Genomic DNA, 19,784 nt, shown 5'->3' with positions numbered 1-19,784 from the left:
GGCGATGGCTGCAGAGAACGACGACAAGCTCAGGGACTACCTCAAGCAGACGACCGCGGCACTGCGCCGCACCCGTAAGCGTCTGCGTGACCGTGAGCGCGAGCCGATCGCTATCGTCGGCATGGGCTGCCGCCTGCCCGGCGGCGTCCGGGCTCCGGAGGACTTCTGGAACCTGATGGACGCCGGGACGGACGCGATCTCGCCGTTCCCGACCGACCGCGGCTGGGAGTCCGACGCCCTGTACGCCGGGATGGTCGGCGACTCCCAGATCGGCCAGGTCGGCGGTTTCGTCTACGACGCGGCCGAGTTCGACCCGCAGTTCTTCGGGATCAGCCCGCGTGAGGCGCTGACCATGGACCCCCAGCAGCGGGTGCTGCTGGAGACCGCGTGGGAGGCCCTGGAACGCGCCGGGATCGACCCGCTGTCGCTGAAGGGCTCCTCCACCGGCGTGTTCGCGGGTGCGGGCTTCGGCATGTACGGCGGCGGCCTGTCCGAGGAGGCGGCCGCCGAGGGGTACATGCTGATCGGCAGCATCACCTCGGTCATCTCCGGGCGCATCTCCTACACCCTGGGCCTGGAGGGCCCGGCCGTCACCGTCGACACCGCGTGCTCCTCGGCCCTGGTCGCGCTGCACCTGGCCTGCCAGGCGCTGCGCGCCCGGGAGTGCTCGATGGCGCTGGCCGGTGGTGTGGCGATCATGTCCACGCCGTCGGCGTTCGCCGAGTTCGCGGCCCAGGACGGGATGGCCTTCGACGGCCGCTGCAAGCCCTTCGCCGACAGCGCCGACGGCATCGGCTGGGGTGAGGGCGCCGGGATGGTCGTCCTGGAGCGCCTTTCCGACGCCCGCCGCAACGGCCACCGGGTGCTGGCCGTGGTGGCCGGCAGCGCGATGAACCAGGACGGCGCCTCCAACGGCCTGACCGCCCCCAACGGTCCCTCGCAGCAGCGCGTGATCCGCGCCGCCCTCTCCAGCGCCGGGCTGCGCGCCGAGCAGGTCGCCGCGGTCGAGGCGCACGGCACCGGCACCCGCCTGGGTGACCCGATCGAGGCCCAGGCCCTGCTGGCCACCTACGGCCAGGACCGCCCGGCGGGCGAGCCCCTGCTGCTGGGCTCGGTGAAGTCGAACATCGGCCACACCCAGACCGCCTCCGGCATCGCCAGCGTGATCAAGATGGTGCTGGCCCTGCAGCACCAGGAACTGCCCCGCACCCTGCACGCCGAGACCCCCAGCAGCGACATCGACTGGAGCGCGGGCGAGGTCTCGCTGCTGCAGGAGCCGGTGCCCTGGCCCTCCAGCCTCGCCGAGGGCGGCCAGCCCCGGCGCGCGGGCGTCTCGGCGTTCGGCGTGAGCGGCACCAACGTGCACGCCATCATCGAAGAGGCGCCGCTGACGGCCGAGGTCGAGGAGGACGCCGACGCCCCGGCCCCGGTGGTGGCCGAGGACGAGGCGCCGCGGGTGCTCGACGACGTGGTGCCGGCCTGGCTGGTCTCGGGCCGCTCCCACGCCGCACTCGCCGCCCAGGCCGCACGCCTGGACGAGTTCGCCCGGCAGCAGCCCGATCTCGACCCGGCCCAGGTGGCCTGGTCTCTGGTGCGCACGCGGTCGCTGTTCGAGCACCGCGCCGTGGTTATGGGTGCCGATACCGCAGAACTGAGGACGGGTCTGGCGGCTCTGGCGGACGGGTTGCCTTCCGCCGGGGTGGTCAGCGGTGTCGTGCCCGCCGGGCGTGGGCGCATTCGCACCGCCTTCGTCTTCCCGGGCCAGGGGGCGCAGTGGGTCGGCATGGGCCGGGAACTGGCTGCCTCCTCGCCGGTGTTCGCGGCCCGGCTGGCCGAGTGTGCCGCCGCGCTGGCGCCGTTCGTCGAATGGGACCTGCTGGAAGAGCTCGAAGGCTCCCTGGAGCGGGTGGACGTGGTCCAGCCGGTGCTGTGGGCCGTGCACGTCTCGCTCGCCGCGGTCTGGGAAGCAGCCGGCGTGAAGCCGGATGCGGTGGTGGGCCACTCGCAGGGTGAGATCGCCGCCGCTGTGGTTTCCGGTGCGCTGTCGCTGGAGGACGGCGCCCGGGTGGTGGCGCTGCGCAGCCAGGCTCTGAAGGCTCTGTCGGGTCGGGGCGGGATGCTCTCGATCGCCGAGCCGGTGGCCGTTGTGCAGGCGCGTCTGACCGGCGACGTGACCGTGGCGGCCGTGAACGGGCCGAACGCGACCGTGGTCTCGGGCGACCCGGAGCTGCTGCAGGAACTGCTCGCGCGGGTGGAGGCCGAGGGCGGCCGGGCGCGGATGCTGCCGGTCGACTACGCCTCGCACGGCCCGCAGGTGGACGAACTGCGCGACGAGATCCTGCGCGTGCTCGCCGACGTCAAGCCCCGCCCGACGAACATCCCCATGGTCTCGGCCATGACCGGCGAGCACCTCACCGGCACCGAGCTCACCGCCCAGTACTGGTACGACAGCCTGCGCGCCCGCGTCGAGTTCTCCCGGGCGATCGAGGTGCTCGGGGGCGAGGGGCACAGCGTCTTCGTCGAGTCCTCGGCCCACCCGGTGCTGACCAACGCGATCGCCGAGATCCTGGCCCCGGCGCAGGACGCGGTGCTCGCCTCCGAGATCGTGACCACCGGCACCCTGCGCCGCGAGGACGGCGGGGCCGCCCGTCTGATCGCCTCGCTGGCCGAGGTGCACGTACGCGGCGTGGCCGTGGACTGGACCCGTGTCATCCCGGCGGCCGACCTGATCGAGCTGCCGACTTACGCGTTCCAGCGGCAGCGGTACTGGCCCAAGAGCCTGCCCACCTCGGCGGCCGAGGTGCGGGCCGGGTTCGGCGGCAACGCCGGTGAGGAGCAGTTCTGGAACGCCGTCGAGGCCGGTGACCTGGAAGGCCTGGCCCGCACGCTCTCGCTGGACGGTGAGGAGCTGGGCGCCGTCCTGCCCGCCCTGGCCTCCTGGCGGCAGCGGGAGCGGGACGAGTCGCTGATCGGTGACTGGCGCTACCGGGTCAGCTGGCAGCCCCTGGCCGACTCCGCCCCCGCCCGGCTGGCGGGTACCTGGCTGCTGGTCAAGCCGACCGGGAGCAGCGCCCTGGTGGACGCCGCCCGGCGGGCCCTGGGGGACCGGGGCGCAGACGTGCTCGAGGTGGTGACCGATGCCACCGAGCGCGTCGGTATGGCCGCCGCGCTCGAGCAGGCTCTTGCCGGTCGCGAGATCCCGCTCGTGGGCGTGGTCTCGCTGCTGGCCACGGACGAGGCCCCGATGGCCGCTCAGCCGGCCGTGCCGGTCGGGACGGCGGCCACGATGGCCCTGGTGCACGCCTTGGGCGACCTGGGCTCGCACGCCCCGCTGTGGGTGCTGACCCAGGGTGCGGTGGCTGCCGCAGGCGGGGAAGCGCCCAGCAACCCCGTGCAGGCTCAGGCCTGGGGTCTGGGCCGCACGGTCGGCGTGGAGCACCCGGACCGCTGGGGTGGTCTGGTCGACCTGCCCGGCACGCTGGACGCCAAGGCGATCGAGCGGCTGGGCGCGGTGCTCAGCGGCGCCGAGGACCAGGTCGCGATCCGCGCAGGTGGGGTGCTGGTACGCCGCCTGAAGCGGGCCGGTGCGGCCCGCGCCTCCGTCCCGGGCCGGGACTGGAATCGCGGCAGCGTGCTGGTCACCGGGGCCAGCGGTGCGATCGGCCCGGACCTGGCCTCGTGGCTGGTCGAGGAGCAGGTTCCGCACGTGGTCCTGGCCAGCCGCCGGGGCGCGAACACGCCCGGCGCCTCGTTCCTGGCCTCGATGCTGGCCGAGTCCGGCGCCGACGTCACGATGGTCGCGGTCGACGTGACGGACAAAGCCGCGCTCGCCGACGTCATCAGGTGGATTCCCCGCGTGGCCCCGCCGCTGTCGGCGGTGGTCCACGGCGCCGTCGCGGTCGAGCTCATGCCGGTCGACCAGGCCGACAACGACCAGCTGGCGATGGCCTTCGGCGCCAAGGTCATCGGCGCGCAGAACCTCGACGAGCTGACCGCCGACCTGGACCTCGGCGCGTTCGTGCTGTTCTCCTCGATCACCGCCACCTGGGGCGTGGGCGAGCACGCCACCTACGCCGCCGCCAACGCCCACCTCGACGCCCTGGCCGAGAACCGCCGCGCCCGTGGCCTTCCCGCGACCAGCGTGGCCTGGGGTGTGTGGGGCTCGGGCGGACGGTTCAGCGACGATGCTGACGGCAACGAGCTGGACCGCCCGCAGAGCCTGGTGCCGGAGCGGCTGCGCCGCCAGGGCCTGCGGCTGCTGGACCCGCAGCGTGCTCTGGGCCTGCTCGGTCAGCTGCTGGCCGAGGACGAGACCGTGATGGCGGTCGCCGACGTGGACTGGCCGCGCTTCTCGGCCGTGTTCAACGCGGTGCGTTCCTGGCCGCTGCTCGACGGCATTCCCGAGGCCCGCCAGGTCACCTCCGGCAACGAGTCCAAGGCCGTGATGGTCTCCGGAGACGGCGCCGCCCTCCTGGAGAAGATCACCGGTGTCTCGGCCGCGCAGCGCGAGCGCATCGTCACCGACCTGGTGAGCGGGCACGCCGCCGCCGTGCTCGGATTCGCCTCGGCCTCCGACGTCGACCCGGCCCGGGCCTTCCGGGAAATGGGTTTCGACTCGCTCACCGCGGTCGAGCTGCGTACCCGCCTGAACGAGGCCACGGGGTTGCAGCTTCCGAGCACGGTGGTCTTCGACTACCCGTCTCCGGTGGTGCTGGCCCGGCAGATCATCGCGCAACTGACCGGGAACCCGGCCGCGGCCACGCAGTCGCGGGTGGCCCAGGTCGACGCCGAGGACCCGGTCGTGATCGTCGGCCTCGGCTGCCGCTACCCGGGCGCCGAGAACCCGGACGGCCTGTGGCGCCTGCTGATCGAAGGTGGCGACGCGATCGGCACCTTCCCCTCCGACCGCGGCTGGGACATCGCCGGCCTGCTCGACTCGATCCCCGGCCAGGAGCGTTCCTCGTACACCAGCGAGGGCGGTTTCATCACCGGCGCCGCGGACTTCGACCCGGCGTTCTTCCGGATCAGCCCGCGTGAGGCGCTGGCGATGGACCCGCAGCAGCGTCTGCTGCTCGAGACCTCCTGGGAAGCGCTGGAACACGCCGGTATCGACCCGGTCTCGCTCCAGGGCTCGCTCACCGGCGTGTTCGCCGGAGCCGCCTCGTCCGGTTACGCCTCGCAGACCGGCTTCGGTGCCGACCTCGACGGCGCCGAAGGGCACCTGCTGACCGGCAACGTCACTTCGGTGATCTCTGGGCGCATCTCGTACACGCTGGGCCTGGAGGGCCCGGCCGTCACGGTGGACACCGCCTGCTCGTCGGCGCTGGTCTCCCTGCACCTGGCCGCCCAGGCGCTTCGGGCCGGTGAGTGCGACCTCGCCCTGGCCGGTGGCGTGATGATCATCGCCGACCCGGCCGAGTTCATCGGTTTCTCCCAGCAGGGCGCCCTCGCCCGGGACGGCCGGTGCAAGGCGTTCTCGGCCGAGGCCGACGGCATGGGCCTTTCCGAGGGCGCGGGCATGATCGTGCTGGAAAGGCTTTCGGACGCCCGCCGCAACGGGCACCCGGTTCTCGCCACGGTGGCTGGTAGCGCCATCAACCAGGACGGCGCGTCCAACGGCCTGTCCGCTCCCAACGGCCCCTCGCAGCAGCGCGTCATCCGCGCGGCTCTGGCCTCGGCCGGTCTGACGCCGGCCGACGTGGACGTGGTCGAGGCGCACGGCACCGGCACGGTGCTCGGTGACCCGATCGAGGCCCAGGCCCTGCTGGCCACCTACGGCGCCGAGCGCGGCGACGCCGGACCGCTGTGGCTGGGCGCGGTGAAGTCGAACATCGGTCACGCGCAGCAGGCCTCGGGCGCGGCCGGGATCATCAAGATGGTGCTGGCGCTGAAGAACGGCCGGCTGCCGGCCACCCTGCACGCCGGTACCCCCTCGCCGCACGTCGACTGGTCGGCCGGCGAGGTCTCGCTGCTCACCGAGTCGGTCGAGTGGGGTGCCACCGAGGGACGCACTCGCCGGGCCGGTGTCTCGGCTTTCGGCATCAGCGGCACGAACGCCCACATCATCCTGGCCGAGGCCCCGGCGGAAGACGCCGTGGCCTCCCCGGACGCCGACGCCACGAACAACCCTGGCCACGCGGACGAGCTGACCGGGGTGCTGGAGGGCGAGCCCGCTTGGCTGATCTCCAGCCAGACCCCGGCCGGTCTCGCGGACCAGGCCCAGCGCCTGCTCGCCCACCTGGGCACGCACCCGGAGCTGGACCCGGTGGACGTCGGCTGGTCGCTGGCCACCACCCGTTCCACCTTCGAGCACCGGGCCGTCGTGACCGGCGCCGACCTGCTCTCCGGCCTGCGTGCGCTGGCCGCCGGTGAGCCCGACCCGGGCGTGGTCGCCGGCAACGTCGGCGGCTCCGGACAGGTCGTCTTCGTGTTCCCCGGCCAGGGGTCGCAGTGGATCGGCATGGGGCGCGCGCTGGCCGCTGCCTCGCCGGTGTTCGCCTCCCGCCTGGCCGAGTGCGGGGCTGCGCTGGCTCCGTTCGTGGACTGGTCGCTGGAGGAGGTGCTGGGCGACGAAGAGGCTCTGCAGCGGGTCGACGTGGTGCAGCCCGTGCTGTGGGCCGTGATGGTGTCGCTGGCCGAGTTCTGGCAGGCGGCGGGGGTCACGCCGGACGCGGTGCTCGGGCACTCGCAGGGTGAGATCGCCGCGGCGGTGGTGGCCGGGATCCTGTCGCTGGAGGACGGCGCTCGGGTGGTGGCGCTGCGCAGCCAGGCGCTGAAGGCGTTGGCCGGTCGCGGCGGGATGCTCTCGATCGCCGAGCCGGTCGAGGTTGTGCAGCGTCGCTTGAGTGGCGATGTGACGGTGGCGGCGGTGAACGGGCCGAACGCCACGGTCGTGTCCGGTGACCCGGCGGTGCTGGAGGTGCTGGCCGCGCAGGTGGAGACCGAGGGCGGCCGGGCGCGGATGCTGCCGGTCGACTACGCCTCGCACGGCCCCCAGGTCGACGAGCTGAAGGAAGAGATCGAGCGGCTGCTGGCCCCGGTCAGCCCGCAGGCCGGGCTGGTTCCGCTGGTCTCGGCGATGACCGGCGAGTTCCTGGCCGGGCCGGAGATGGACGCCGGTTACTGGTACTCCAGCCTGCGTGCCCCGGTGGAGTTCGCCCGGGCCACCGAGGTGCTGGGCCGGGCCGGCTACCGGGTCTTCATCGAGGCCTCGGCGCACCCGGTGCTCACTGCGCCGATCGCCGACACCCTGGAAAGCCTGGAGGGCCTGGAGATCGAGCCGGTCGTCACCGGCACGCTGCGTCGCGAGGACGGGGGCGCCGACCGGGCGATCGCCTCGCTGGCGGCGGCCCACGTCAAGGGCGTGTTCGTGGACTGGACCGCGGTGCTGCCCACCGGCCGCCGGGTCGAACTGCCCACCTACGCCTTCCAGAAGCAGCGGTTCTGGCCCAAGCACAACCCGCTGGCCCAGCCTGCCCAGGACGACGCCGCAGTGGCGGACAGCGCGTTCTGGAACGCGGTCGAGGGCGGCGACGTGGACGGCCTGGCGCAGAGCCTGGCGGTCGACGGCGCGAACCTCGCCGAGATCCTGCCCGCGCTGGCGGCCTGGCGCCGTAAGGAGCGCGGGGAGTCCGAGGTGGCCGACTGGCGCTACCGGATCACCTGGACGCCGGTGGTGGCCAAGGCGCAGTCGAAGCTGTCGGGCATCTGGCTGCTGGTCGTCCCTGCCCACACGTCCACCGGGACCGACTCCGCCACCGAGGCACCGACGTCCTCTGGTCTGCTCTTCGACGTCGAAGCGGCGCTGGGGGAGCGCGGTGCGCACGTTGTGCGGGTCGAGGTCCCGGCCGGCCGATCCGCGCGCTCCGAGCTCGGTGACCACCTCGCCACCGCCACGTCCACGTTCTTCGCCGACCAGACGGCCTGGCCCGAGGGCGTCCCCGCCGTCTCCGGCGTCGTCTCCCTCCTGGCCCTCGACGACCGCCCGCTGCCGGACGCCCCCGTCGTGCCCACCGGCCTGGCCTCGACCACCGCGCTGGTCCAGGCCCTCGGCGACGCCGCGATCGAGGCGCCGCTGTGGGTGCTGACGCAGGGCGCGGTGGCCGCCGCCGCCGGCGAGAGCGCTCACAACCCCCTGCAGGCGCAGACCTGGGCCCTGGGCCGGGTCGCCGGCCTGGAGCACCCGAGCCGTTGGGGCGGCCTGATCGACCTGCCCGCCACGTTGGACGCACGCGCGGCCGACCGTCTGGCCACGGTGCTGAACGGCGACGAGGACCAGGTCGCTGTGCGGGCCGGGGGTGTGCTGGCCCGCCGCCTCGTGCGGGCGCCGCGCCCGCAGACGTCTCACATCTGGAAGCCCGACGGCACCGTCCTGATCACCGGCGGAACCGGTGGCGTGGGTGGGCATCTGGCCCGCTGGCTGGTCACCCGGGGCGCGCAGAAGGTCGTGCTCTCGAGCCGGTCCGGCGCCCGGGTCGGCAGCGTGCCCGCACTGGCGGCTGAACTGGCCGCCGCCGGCACCGAGGTCAGCGTGGTCGCCGGGGACATCGCCGACCGCGCCCAGGTGCAGAACCTGGTGCGCTGGATCGGCGAGAACGGCCCACAGCTCAGCTCGGTGATGCACGCGGCCGGGGCCGGGGTCGCCGGGCCGGTCGAGATCATGACGCCGGCCGACCTGAACGAGGCCTCGCTGGCCAAGGTCGGCGGCGCTCAGGTGCTCGACGAGGTGACCGCCGGGCTCGACCTGGACGCGTTCGTGCTGTTCTCCTCCGGCGCCACCACCTGGGGCTCGGGCCAGCTCTCGGCCTACGCCGCCGCCAACGCCGCGCTCGACGCGCTGGTCGAGGACCGGCGCGCCCGCGGCCTGACCGGCACGTCCGTGGCCTGGGGCCTGTGGGGCGGCGGTGGGATGGGCAAGGGCACCGCCGGTGAGGTGCTGCAGCGCCTGGGCCTGCGCGAGATGGACCCGGACAAGGCCGTGCTGGCCCTGGCCCAGATCCTGGATGCGGGGGAGTCGCTGGTCGCGGTCTCGGACACCGACTGGACCCGGTTCGCGCCGGTCTTCACCGTGCAGCGCCCCAGCCCGCTGCTGGCCGACCTGCCCGACGCGCAGAAGGCGCTCGAGGCGGCCGGTGGCACCGAGGACGCCGGGGTCGCCCGGTCCGCGCTGGACCAGAAGCTGGCCGGGCGGGCCCGCAACGAGCAGGAGCGCATCCTCACCGAGCTGGTGCGCTCCGAGGCCGCGGCCGCGCTCGGGCACGCCTCGATCGATGCTGTTCCGGCCTCGCGGGCCTTCCGTGAGCTCGGTTTCGACTCGCTCACCGCGGTGGACCTGCGCACCCGCCTGAACACGGCCACCGGGATGAAACTGCCGGCGACGCTGGTGTTCGACTACCCCACGGCCGCAGCGGTCACTCAGCTGCTGCTGAGCGAACTGCTGGGCGACCTTTCGGCCCCGAGTCAGGCCCGCGTGACCGCAGCCTTCGACGACGGGGAACCGATCGCCGTGGTCGGCATGGCCTGCCGCTACCCCGGTGGTGTGAGCGACCCGGAAAGCTACTGGGAGATGCTGGTCTCCGGCACCGACGCCATCGCCGCGTTCCCCACCGACCGTGGCTGGGACGTGGACGGCGTCTACGGGGGCGGCGGGAAGTCCACGCCCAAGCAGGGTGGCTTCGTCTACGACGCGACCAGCTTCGACGCGTCCTTCTTCGGCATCAGCCCGCGTGAGGCGCTGGCCATGGACCCGCAGCAGCGGCTGCTGCTGGAGACCACCTGGGAGGCGCTGGAGCGCGCCGGGATCGACCCGTTCTCGTTGCGAGGCAGCCAGACCGGTGTGTTCGCCGGCGCGACCTACTCGGCCTACGGCAACGCGATCGCCGACAACCCGGCCACCGCGGGCTACATGCTCACCGGCAACGCCGGAGCGGTGATCTCCGGCCGGATCTCGTACACGCTGGGCCTGGAGGGCCCGGCCGTCACGATCGACACGGCCTGCTCGTCGTCGCTGGTGGCCACCCACCTGGCCGGTCAGGCGCTGCGCGCGGGGGAGTGCGACCTGGCTCTGGCCAGCGGTGTCACGGTGATGGCGACGCCCGGCGCGTTCGCCGAGTTCGCCCGCCAGGACGGCCTGGCCTTCGACGGGCGCTGCAAGTCCTTCGGGGCGGACGCCGACGGCACGGGCTGGGGCGAGGGCTCCGGTGTGCTGGTGCTGGAAAGGCTTTCGGACGCCCGCCGCAACGGCCATCGCGTGCTCGCCCTGGTCAGTGGTAGCGCGGTGAACCAGGACGGCGCGTCCAACGGGCTCACGGCGCCCAACGGCCCCTCGCAGCAGCGGGTGATCCGGGCGGCCCTGGCGTCCGCGGGCATCGAGCCCAAGGACGTGGACGCGGTGGAGGCGCACGGCACCGGAACCGTTCTGGGCGACCCGATCGAGGCCCAGGCAGTGCTGGCCACCTACGGCGCCGAGCGCGCCGGAGCGGGCGCGCTGCACCTCGGCTCGGTCAAGTCGAACATCGGCCACACCCAGGCCGCGGCCGGCGTCGCCGGGATCATCAAGATGATCCTGGCCCTGCAGCACGACCGGCTCCCGCAGACCCTGTTCGCCGAGCAGCCCTCGCCGCACGTCGACTGGTCGGCCGGTGAGGTCTCGCTGCTCACCGAGTCGGTGGCCTGGGAAACTGAACACGGACGTCCGCGGCGGGCCGGGGTGTCGGCCTTCGGCGTGAGCGGGACGAACGCCCACGTCATCATCGAGGAGGCACCGGCTCCCGAGCCTGCCGCCGAACCGGCCGAATTCGCCGAGCCGGAGCCTTCGGGGCTGCCGGTGCTCGACCCGGCCCCGCAGGCCTGGCTGGTCTCCGGCCGCTCCGGCGCCGGGCTGCTCGCCCAGGCCGGGCGCCTGGCCCAGCACCTCTCCGTTGAAACCGAGCTCGACCCGGCCGACGTGGGGTGGTCGCTGGCGGCCACCCGCTCGCAGTTCGAGCACCGCGCGGTCGTGCTCGGGGATGCCCTGGTTCAGGGCCTGTCTGACCTGGCCGCGGGAGCTCCGTCGAGCGATGTCGTGCGCGGCGTCACGCCGGTGGGTGACTCGGCCCGCGTCGGCTTCCTCTTCGCCGGCCAGGGCGCCCAGCGCGCGGGAATGGGACGCGAGCTGTACGCGTCCTCGCCGGTGTTCGCCGAGACCTTCGACCATGTCTGCGCCCTGCTGGAGGCCGAGACCGGCGTGCCGGTGGGCGAAGTGGTGCTCAGCGCTACCGAGGGCCCGCGCGCCGACCAGACCCTCTACGCCCAGACCGGCCTGTTCGCGGTCGAGCTCGGCCTGGTCGCCCTGCTCGAGGCCGCGGGCATCCGCCCCGACGTGGTGGCCGGGCACTCGCTCGGCGAGATCTCGGCGGCGCACGTGGCCGGGGTGCTCAGCCTTCAGGACGCCTGCCGCCTGGTCGGCGCCCGCGCCCGGCTGATGCAGGCCCTGCCCGAGGGCGGGGCAATGGCCGCGATCGCGGTGACCGAGGACGAGATCCGCGCCTACGTGGCCGGGATCGACGGCCTGTCGGTGGCGGCGGTGAACGGGCCGACGTCGGTGGTGGTCTCCGGTGACCAGGACGCGGTCGAGCAGGCCGTGGAGCACTGGCGCGAACAGGGCAAGCGGGTGCGGCGCCTGCGGGTCAGCCACGCCTTCCACTCCGCCCGGATGAACCCGGCCCTGGACGAACTGGGGCAGGTGGCGGAGAACATCTCGCACAGTGCGCCTTCGGTCAGCTGGGTCGGCGCCCTCACCGGCCAGGCCGTGGACGCGCCGGAGCCGCAGTACTGGGTGGCTCAGGCCCGCGAGGCGGTGCGTTTCGCCGATGCGGTAAGGACCATGGCCGCCCGTGGTGTGACGGTCTTCGTGGAGATCGGCCCGGACGGGACGCTCTCGGCGATGGGCTCGGGAGTGCTGCCCACCGACAGCGCGGCGCCGCAGTTCGTGCCGGTGCTGCGCCCCGACTCGGCCTCGGCCCCCTCGGTGCTGCGGGCCCTGGCCCGCGCCCACGTCAACGGCGTCGAGGTGGACTGGAGCCGGGTGCTGCCCACGGGCGGCCCGGTGCACCTGCCCACCTACGCCTTCCAGCGCGAGCGCTTCTGGCCCGACGCACCGGCCCTGCCGGCCCAGCGCACGGGTTCGTCCACGCCGGGCGAGGACCGGTTCTGGGCCGCGGTGCAGGGCGGCGACCTGGCCGGGCTGGCCGGTGCCCTGGACGTGGACGGCGACCGGCCGTTCAGCGAGGTTCTGCCCGCGCTGGCCTCGTGGCGGGCGCGTGAGATGGAGGAGTCGCGCACCGCGGGCTGGCGCCTGCGGGTGAGCTGGTCGCCGCTGGCCGAACCCGCGTCGGTGCGGCTGAGCGGGGCCTGGCTGGTGCTGGCTCCGGCCGGTCCGCTGGACGAACTGGTGGCCGGTTGCGTGCAAGCCCTGGAATCGCGCGGTGCCTCGGTTGTTCTGGTGCGAGCCTCGGCCGAACCGACCCAGCCGGAGACGCTGGCCGCGAGCATCCGCGAGTCGCTCACCCAGGCGTCCGTGACGATGCCGTCCGGCGTCCTGTCACTGCTCGCGCTCGACGAGACCCCGCTGGCCGAGGCCCCTTCGGTCACCGCCGGCCTCGCCGCCACCGCGATCCTGGTGCAGGCGCTCGGTGCGCTCTCCTTCCAGATCCCGGTCTGGGTGGCCACCACCGGCGCGGTCAGCACCGGCCCGGCCGACCCGCTGACCCGTCCCGAACTGGCCCAGGTCTGGGGCCTGGGCCTGGTCGCCGGACTGGAACACCCCGAGCACTGGGGCGGCCTGATCGACCTGCCCGAGAACCTCGACGAGCGTTCCGCCTCCCGCCTGGCCGCCGTTCTGGCCGGTCAGGTCGCGGGGGAGGACCAGATCGCGGTCCGGGGCAGCGGTGTTCTCGGGCGGCGGCTGGTGCCGGCCGCACCCGTTGCCGAAAAGGCCCAACAATGGACGTCGGTGGGCTCGGCTCTGATTACGGGGGGCACCGGCTCGGTCGGCGGACACGTGGCCACCTGGCTGACCGGGCGCGGCGTTCCGCGGATCGTCCTGGTCTCGCGCTCCGGCGCGGGCAGCCGGGGCATCGCCCAGCGGGTCGCTGAACTGGCCCAGCAGGGCTCCGGCGTGGCCGTGCTGGCCGTGAACATGGCCTCCACCGAGCAGGTTTCCGGAGCGCTCGACTGGATCGACCGCACCGGCCCGGCCCTGCGCGCTGTGTTCCACGCCTCCGGCGTCTCCCAGGGCGCCCCGGTGATCGCGACCGACGTGGCCGAGCTCGCCAAGGCCGCCGACGCCAAGACCGCCGGCGCCCGCAACCTCGACCGGCTGACCACGCACCGGGACCTGGACGCGTTCGTGGTGTTCTCCTCCGGCGCCGCGATCTGGGGCTCCCGCCTGCAGGCCGCCTACGGTGCGGCCAACGCCTACCTCGACGCGATCGCCGAGAACCGCCACCACCGAGGCCTTCCCGCGACCTCCGTGTCCTGGGGCCTGTGGGGTGGCGGCGGTATGGGCGACAGCGAAGGCGGCGCCCAGCTGCAGCGCCTCGGCCTGCGCGAGATGGACCCGGAGCAGGCGATCAACGCCCTGGCCGCGGTTCTGGACCACGGCGAGCGCCTGCTCACGGTGGCCGACGTGGACTGGGCCAAGTTCGCCCCGGTGTTCACGCTGCACCGGCCCAGCGCCCTGATCAGCGAACTACCCGAGGTGGCCCGCGCGCTCGCGGCGGGACCAACGTCCTCTGGTGGTGGCTCTGAAGCTCTGGCCACCACGGAACTGGGGCAGCAGCTGCAGACCCTGGACCGCGACGGGCAGGAACGCCTGCTGGTGGACCTGGTGCGCAGCGCGGCCGCCGGTGTGCTCGGGCACGCCTCGGCCGACGCCGTCGATGCCGCCAGGCCCTTCCGCGAGCTCGGTTTCGACTCGCTCACCGCGGTCGAGCTGCGCAACCAGCTGGGCGCCGCGACCGGTCTGGACCTGCCCGCCACGCTGGTCTTCGACTACCCGACCCCGGCCCTGCTGGGCGAGTTCCTCACCGACGAACTGGTCGGCGCCGTCGCGGCCCAGGTCAGCGTGGTCTCCGCCGCGAACACCGACGAGCCGATCGCGATCGTGGGCATGAGCTGCCGCCTGCCCGGCGGCTCGAACAGCCTGCCGGAGTTCTGGGACCTGCTGCGCACCGGCGCCGACGGCATCACCGCCTTCCCCACCGACCGCGGCTGGGAGGCGTACGTCACCGAGGAGCAGCAGAACTCGCAGTTCGCCCCGGTCGGCGGTTTCGTCTACGACTCGGGCGACTTCGACCCGGCGTTCTTCGGCATCAGCCCGCGCGAGGCCCAGGCGATGGACCCGCAGCAGCGCGTCCTGCTCGAAACCGTCTGGGAGGCGCTGGAACAGGCCGGGATCGACCCGAACACGCTGCGCGGCACCTCGGCCGGCGTGTTCACCGGCGCCTGGTCGTCCGGCTACGGCATGAGCCTGCAGCCGGGCGCCCCGCAGGTGGAGGCGGCCGAGATGGCGGGCGGCGGCACCGAGGGCTACTTCCTCACCGGCAGCGCGACCAGCGTGATCTCCGGCCGGGTGGCGTACACCCTGGGCCTGGAAGGGCCGGCCGTCACGATCGACACGGCCTGCTCCTCCTCGCTGGTGGCCCTGCACCTGGCCGCCCAGTCGCTGCGCTCGGGCGAGTCCAGCCTGGCCCTGGCCGGTGGTGTCACGGTGATGGCCACCCCCGGCTCGTTCGCCGAGTTCGCCCTGCAGAACGGCCTTTCCGGCGACGGACGCTGCAAGTCCTTCGGCGCCGACGCGGACGGTACTGGCTGGGGTGAGGGCTCGGGCATGCTGGTGCTGGAGAGGCTTTCGGACGCCCGCCGCAACGGCCATCGCGTGCTCGCCCTGGTCAGTGGTAGCGCGGTGAACCAGGACGGAACGTCCAACGGGCTCACGGCGCCCAACGGTCCCTCGCAGCAGCGGGTGATCCGGGCGGCCCTGGCCTCGGCGGGCATCGAGGCCCAGGACGTGGACGCGGTCGAGGCGCACGGCACCGGAACGGTCCTCGGCGACCCGATCGAGGCTCAGGCCCTGCTGGCCACCTACGGTGCGGCGCGCGACGCGGCCGACCCGCTGTGGCTGGGCTCGGTCAAGTCGAACATCGGGCACACCCAGGCCGCGGCCGGGGTGGCCGGGGTGATCAAGATGGTGCTGGCGATGCAGCACGACCTGCTGCCGCTCTCGCTGCACTCGGACGAGGTCTCCCCGCACGTGGACTGGTCGTCCGGCGGGGTGCGGGTGCTGAACCAGCCGGTGCCGTGGCCCTCCTCGGCCCACCGGCCGCGCCGGGCCGGCGTCTCCTCGTTCGGGGTCAGCGGCACCAATGCCCACATCATTCTCCAGGAGGCTCCGGCCCTGGAGGTCCCGGCCGACGAGTTCGACGAGCCCGACCGTGGCGTGAAGGTGTTCGACGACGCCGCCCCGGCGGCCTGGCTGATCTCGGCCCGTACCGCCGAGGCACTGGCCGGACAGGCCGGGCGCCTGGCCTCGTTGACCGAAACCGCGAGCCCGGCCGACGTGGCCTGGTCGCTGGCCACCACCCGGGCCCGCTTCGACCACCGCGCCGTGGTGATCGGCTCGCCGGCGAGTGGCCTGGCCGCGCTGGCCTCGGGTCTGCCCGTGCCCGAGGTGGTCTCGGGCCAGGTGATCAGCGGCGACAAGCGGGTGGTGTTCGTCTTCCCCGGCCAGGGTTCGCAGTGGCTCGGCATGGGCTGCGACCTGGCCGCCACCTCGCCGGTGTTCGCCGCCCGCCTGGCCGAGTGCGAGCGGGCACTGTCGCCTTACGTGGACTGGAAGCTGTCCGAGGCACTGGACGGGCCCCTGGAGCAGGTGGACGTGCTCCAGCCCGTTCTGTGGGCGGTTCATGTGTCGCTCGCTGCGGTGTGGGAGGCGGCCGGGGTGCGGCCTTCGGCCGTGGTGGGGCACTCGCAGGGTGAAATCGCGGCGGCTGTGGTCTCCGGTGCGCTGTCGCTCGAAGACGGCGCCCGGGTGGTCGCTCTACGCAGCCAGGCACTGAAGGCGCTGTCCGGGCGCGGCGGGATGCTCTCGATCGCCGAGCCCGTGGCTGTGGTGGAGGCTCGTCTGAGTGGTGATGTGACGGTGGCGGCGGTGAACGGGCCGTCGGCGACGGTGGTCTCGGGTGATCCGGTCCGGTTGGCTGAGCTGCTGGCTGAGGTGGAGGGTGAGGGTGGCCGGGCGCGGATGCTGCCGGTCGACTATGCCTCGCACGGCCCGCAGGTTGAGGAGTTGCGTGAGGAGATCTTGCGGTTGCTGGCTGAGGTGCGGCCGCAGGTCGCGCGGATTCCGATGGTTTCGGCCATGACCGGGCTGAAGCTGGAAGGCACCGAGCTCACTGCGCAGTACTGGTACGACAGCCTGCGTGGCAGGGTCGAGTTCTCCCGTGCTGTCGAGGCTCTGGCCGATCATGGCGTGTTCGTCGAGTCCTCGGCCCACCCGGTGCTCACCACGCCGGTCACCGAGATCCTCGAGGCGCTCGGCGAGCCGGTGGTGACCGGAACGCTGCGGCGCGACGACGGCGGCGCCGAGCGCATGCTGGCCTCCCTGGCCACGCTGCACGTGCGTGGCGTGCCGGTGGACTGGACGGCGGTCCTGCCCGAGGGCGAGCGCGTCGACCTGCCCACCTACGCCTTCGAGCACCGCCGCTACTGGTCCAAGGCCATGCAGGCGGGCGCCGGCGACGTGCGCTCGGCCGGGCTCGGCGCGGTTGGTCACCCGCTGCTCAGCGCCTCGGTCGAACTGGCCGGAGGGGACGGCGTGGTGGTCACCGGTCGGGTGTCGCTGCGCACGCACCCCTGGCTGGCCGACCACGCCGTGGGTGGCGCGGTGCTGCTGCCCGGCACGGCGTTCGTCGACCTCGCGATGCGGGCCGGCTACGAGGTGGGCTGCGCCCGGGTGGTCGAGCTGACCCTGGCCGCGCCGCTGGTGCTGCCGCCCAGCGGGGCCGTGGCCGTGCAGGTGGTGGTGGGTGCGGCCGACGCCGACGATCAGCGCACGGTCGACATCTACTCGCGTCCCGACGACGCGGCCGGCGAACCGTGGACGCAGCACGCCACCGGCCGGCTCGCCCCGGACACCCGGGTCGGCCTGCCCTCGGCGGGCGACTTCCTGATCTGGCCCCCGCTGGACGCCGAACCGGTCGACGTCAGCGACCTCTACGAGATTCAGGCCGCCGGCGGCTACGGCTACGGCCCGGTGTTCCAGGGCCTGAGGGCGGCCTGGCGCAAGGACGAGGCGATCTTCGCCGAGATCGCCCTGCCCGAGTCGGCCGGCGCCGACGCCGCCCGCTTCGGCATCCACCCGGCCCTGCTCGACTCCTCCCTGCACGCGGCCGGCCTGCTGGCCTCCGCGTCCGAGGAGGGCGTGCGCCTGCCGTTCGCCTGGACCGGTGTCTCGCTGATGGCGGCCGGCGCCTCCTCGCTGCGGGTGCGGCTGGCCCAGGACGAGGCCGGTGGCCTCACCCTGACCGGCGCCGACCCGACCGGCCGCCCGGTGGTCGCGGTCGAGTCGCTGATCCTGCGGGCGGTGAGCGCCGATGCGCTGAACGCCGCGCAGGGCAGCCTGAGCAACTCGCTGTTCGCCGTGGACTGGGTCCCGGTGAACGGCGGCTCGGCCGAGCTGCCCACGCGCTGGGCCCTGCTCGGCGAGGACCACTTCGCCGTGAGTGACGCACTTCCGGGCGACGGGCTGCACGTGGCCGACCTGTCCGCGCTCGCCGAGGCGGTCGCCGACGGTGCGGCGGCTCCGGAGCTAGTAGTTATTACTTTGAGCGGTAATGGTTCAAGCGCGGACGCCCCTGACGAATCCGAGCTCGGCTCCAGGACGCGATCGGTCACCGCCGAGGCGCTGAGCCTGGTTCAGCAGTGGCTGACGCTCGACGCCCTGGCCGATGCCCGCCTGGCGTTGGTCACCCGAGGAGCGGTGGCCGCAGCGGACGGGGACGGGGTGGACGACCTGGCCGCCTCGGCGGTCTGGGGTCTGGTGCGCTCGGCACAGTCGGAGAACCCGGACCGGCTCATCCTGCTCGACCTGCCGGCCGTTTCTGATAACAGGCCGACGCCATCCCTAGCCCCCACCCTCCCAGGGGAAGAGACACGTGAAGACGGGTCTGCGGTTGAGGCTGAGGACGGCGTCGGCGCTGCACTCGTGAGTGCTCTGGCCTCGGGGGAGCCTGAGGTGGCGCTGCGGGGTGGCGTGGCGCTGAGCCGGCGGCTGGTGCGTCCGGCGAGTGTTCAGGTCGGCGAGACCGGCGAGACCGGCCAGGTCGGGGAGTCCGGCGAGTCCGGCGAGTCCGGCCGGGCCAGCGAGGTCGGCGAGGTCGGCGCGGTGCTGATCACCGGCGGCACCGGGCTGCTCGGGGCCCTGGTGGCCCGTCATCTGGCCGAGCGTGGCCGGGCCGAGGAGCTGGTGCTGATCAGCCGGTCCGGGCCGCGCGCGGCCGGGGTGGCGGCTCTGGCCGCGGAGGTGGCCCAGAGCGGCGTCGCCGTCCAGGTGACCGCCGCCGACGCCGCTGACCGCTCGGGGCTGGCAAGCGTCCTCAAGCCGTTGGCCCCGCGGCTCACCGGCGTGATCCACACGGCCGGGGTGCTCGACGACGGTGTGATCGGCTCGCTGACCTCCGGGCGGCTCGACCAGGTGATGCGGCCGAAGACGGACGCGGCCTGGAATCTGCACGAACTGACGGCAAACTCCCCGCTGCAGCAGTTCGTGCTGTTCTCCTCCGGCGCGGCCACGTTCGGCTCGCCGGGGCAGGGCAACTACGCCGCGGGCAACGCGTTCCTCGATGCGCTGGCCGCGCACCGCCAGGCCGCCGGGTTGCCGGGGCAGTCGCTGGCCTGGGGCCTGTGGGCCGACGCCAGCGCGATGACCGGCCACCTGAACGAGGCCGACCGTCAGCGCAACAACCGCAGCGTGATGAGCGAACTGAGCACGCAGGAGGGCCTGGCCCTGATGGATGCGTCGCTGGCCCGGCCGGAGGCGCTGCTGGTGCCGGCGAAGGTGAACGTGGCCGGGCTGCGGGCCCAGGCCGCCCGGGGAGGCCGGTTCGCCCCGGTCTGGCACGCCCTGGCGGGCCGCCCGGTGGGGGCCGCTCCGACGGTGGATCCGCAGGCCGGACGACTTCTGCGGGCGCAGTTGAACGCTGTAGCGGACCCGGACCGTGACCGGGTACTACTGAGCCTGGTTCGGACACATGGGGCCGCAGTTCTGGGTCACTCCTCGGCCGACGCCGTGGGGGCCCAGAAGGCCTTCAACGAACTGGGATTCGACTCGCTGACCGCTCTGGAGCTACGGAATCGCCTGAATGCAGCCACCGGGCTGAAGTTGCCCGCCACCCTCGTGTTCGACTACCCGACGCCGGCCGCGCTCGCCGGCCATCTCAAGGAACAGCTCGTCGACGGAAACGACGAGCAGGCCGACTCCGGGGCCCTGGCCCTGGCCGAGGTCGGCCGCCTGGAGGAGATGGCCCGTGCGATCAAGGCCGGTGACGGATCGCGATCCGCCCTGGCAGCCCGCCTGAAAGCCCTTGTCCTGACTCTGGAGACGGAGCAGGACCCGAAGGCCGAGGGGGGTGCCGACACCGATCTCCGGGCAGCCACGGTCGAGAACATCTTCGATCTTCTCGACAACGAGCTCGCCGACTGACACGCGGTCCGGGCCCCCGGACCAGTAAATGGTTCGAGGAGCT

The 19,784-nt window shown here is 73.5% G+C and carries 1 protein-coding gene; it reads left to right on the top strand.

The window, feature by feature from the left end; translation table 11 throughout:
- Positions 1-4 precede the first annotated feature (4 nt).
- Positions 5-19,741 carry a type I polyketide synthase gene (locus QSK18_RS17700; RefSeq protein ID WP_285620573.1) on the top strand — a complete coding sequence of 6,579 codons (19,737 nt, stop codon included), beginning with the start codon at positions 5-7 and terminating at the stop codon, positions 19,739-19,741.
- Positions 19,742-19,784: the final 43 nt, after the last annotated feature.

This window comes from Kineosporia sp. NBRC 101677 (genome assembly GCF_030269265.1).
In the GTDB taxonomy this organism is placed as follows: domain Bacteria; phylum Actinomycetota; class Actinomycetes; order Actinomycetales; family Kineosporiaceae; genus Kineosporia; species Kineosporia rhizophila.
This window is presented reverse-complemented; position numbering and strand designations above follow the sequence as displayed.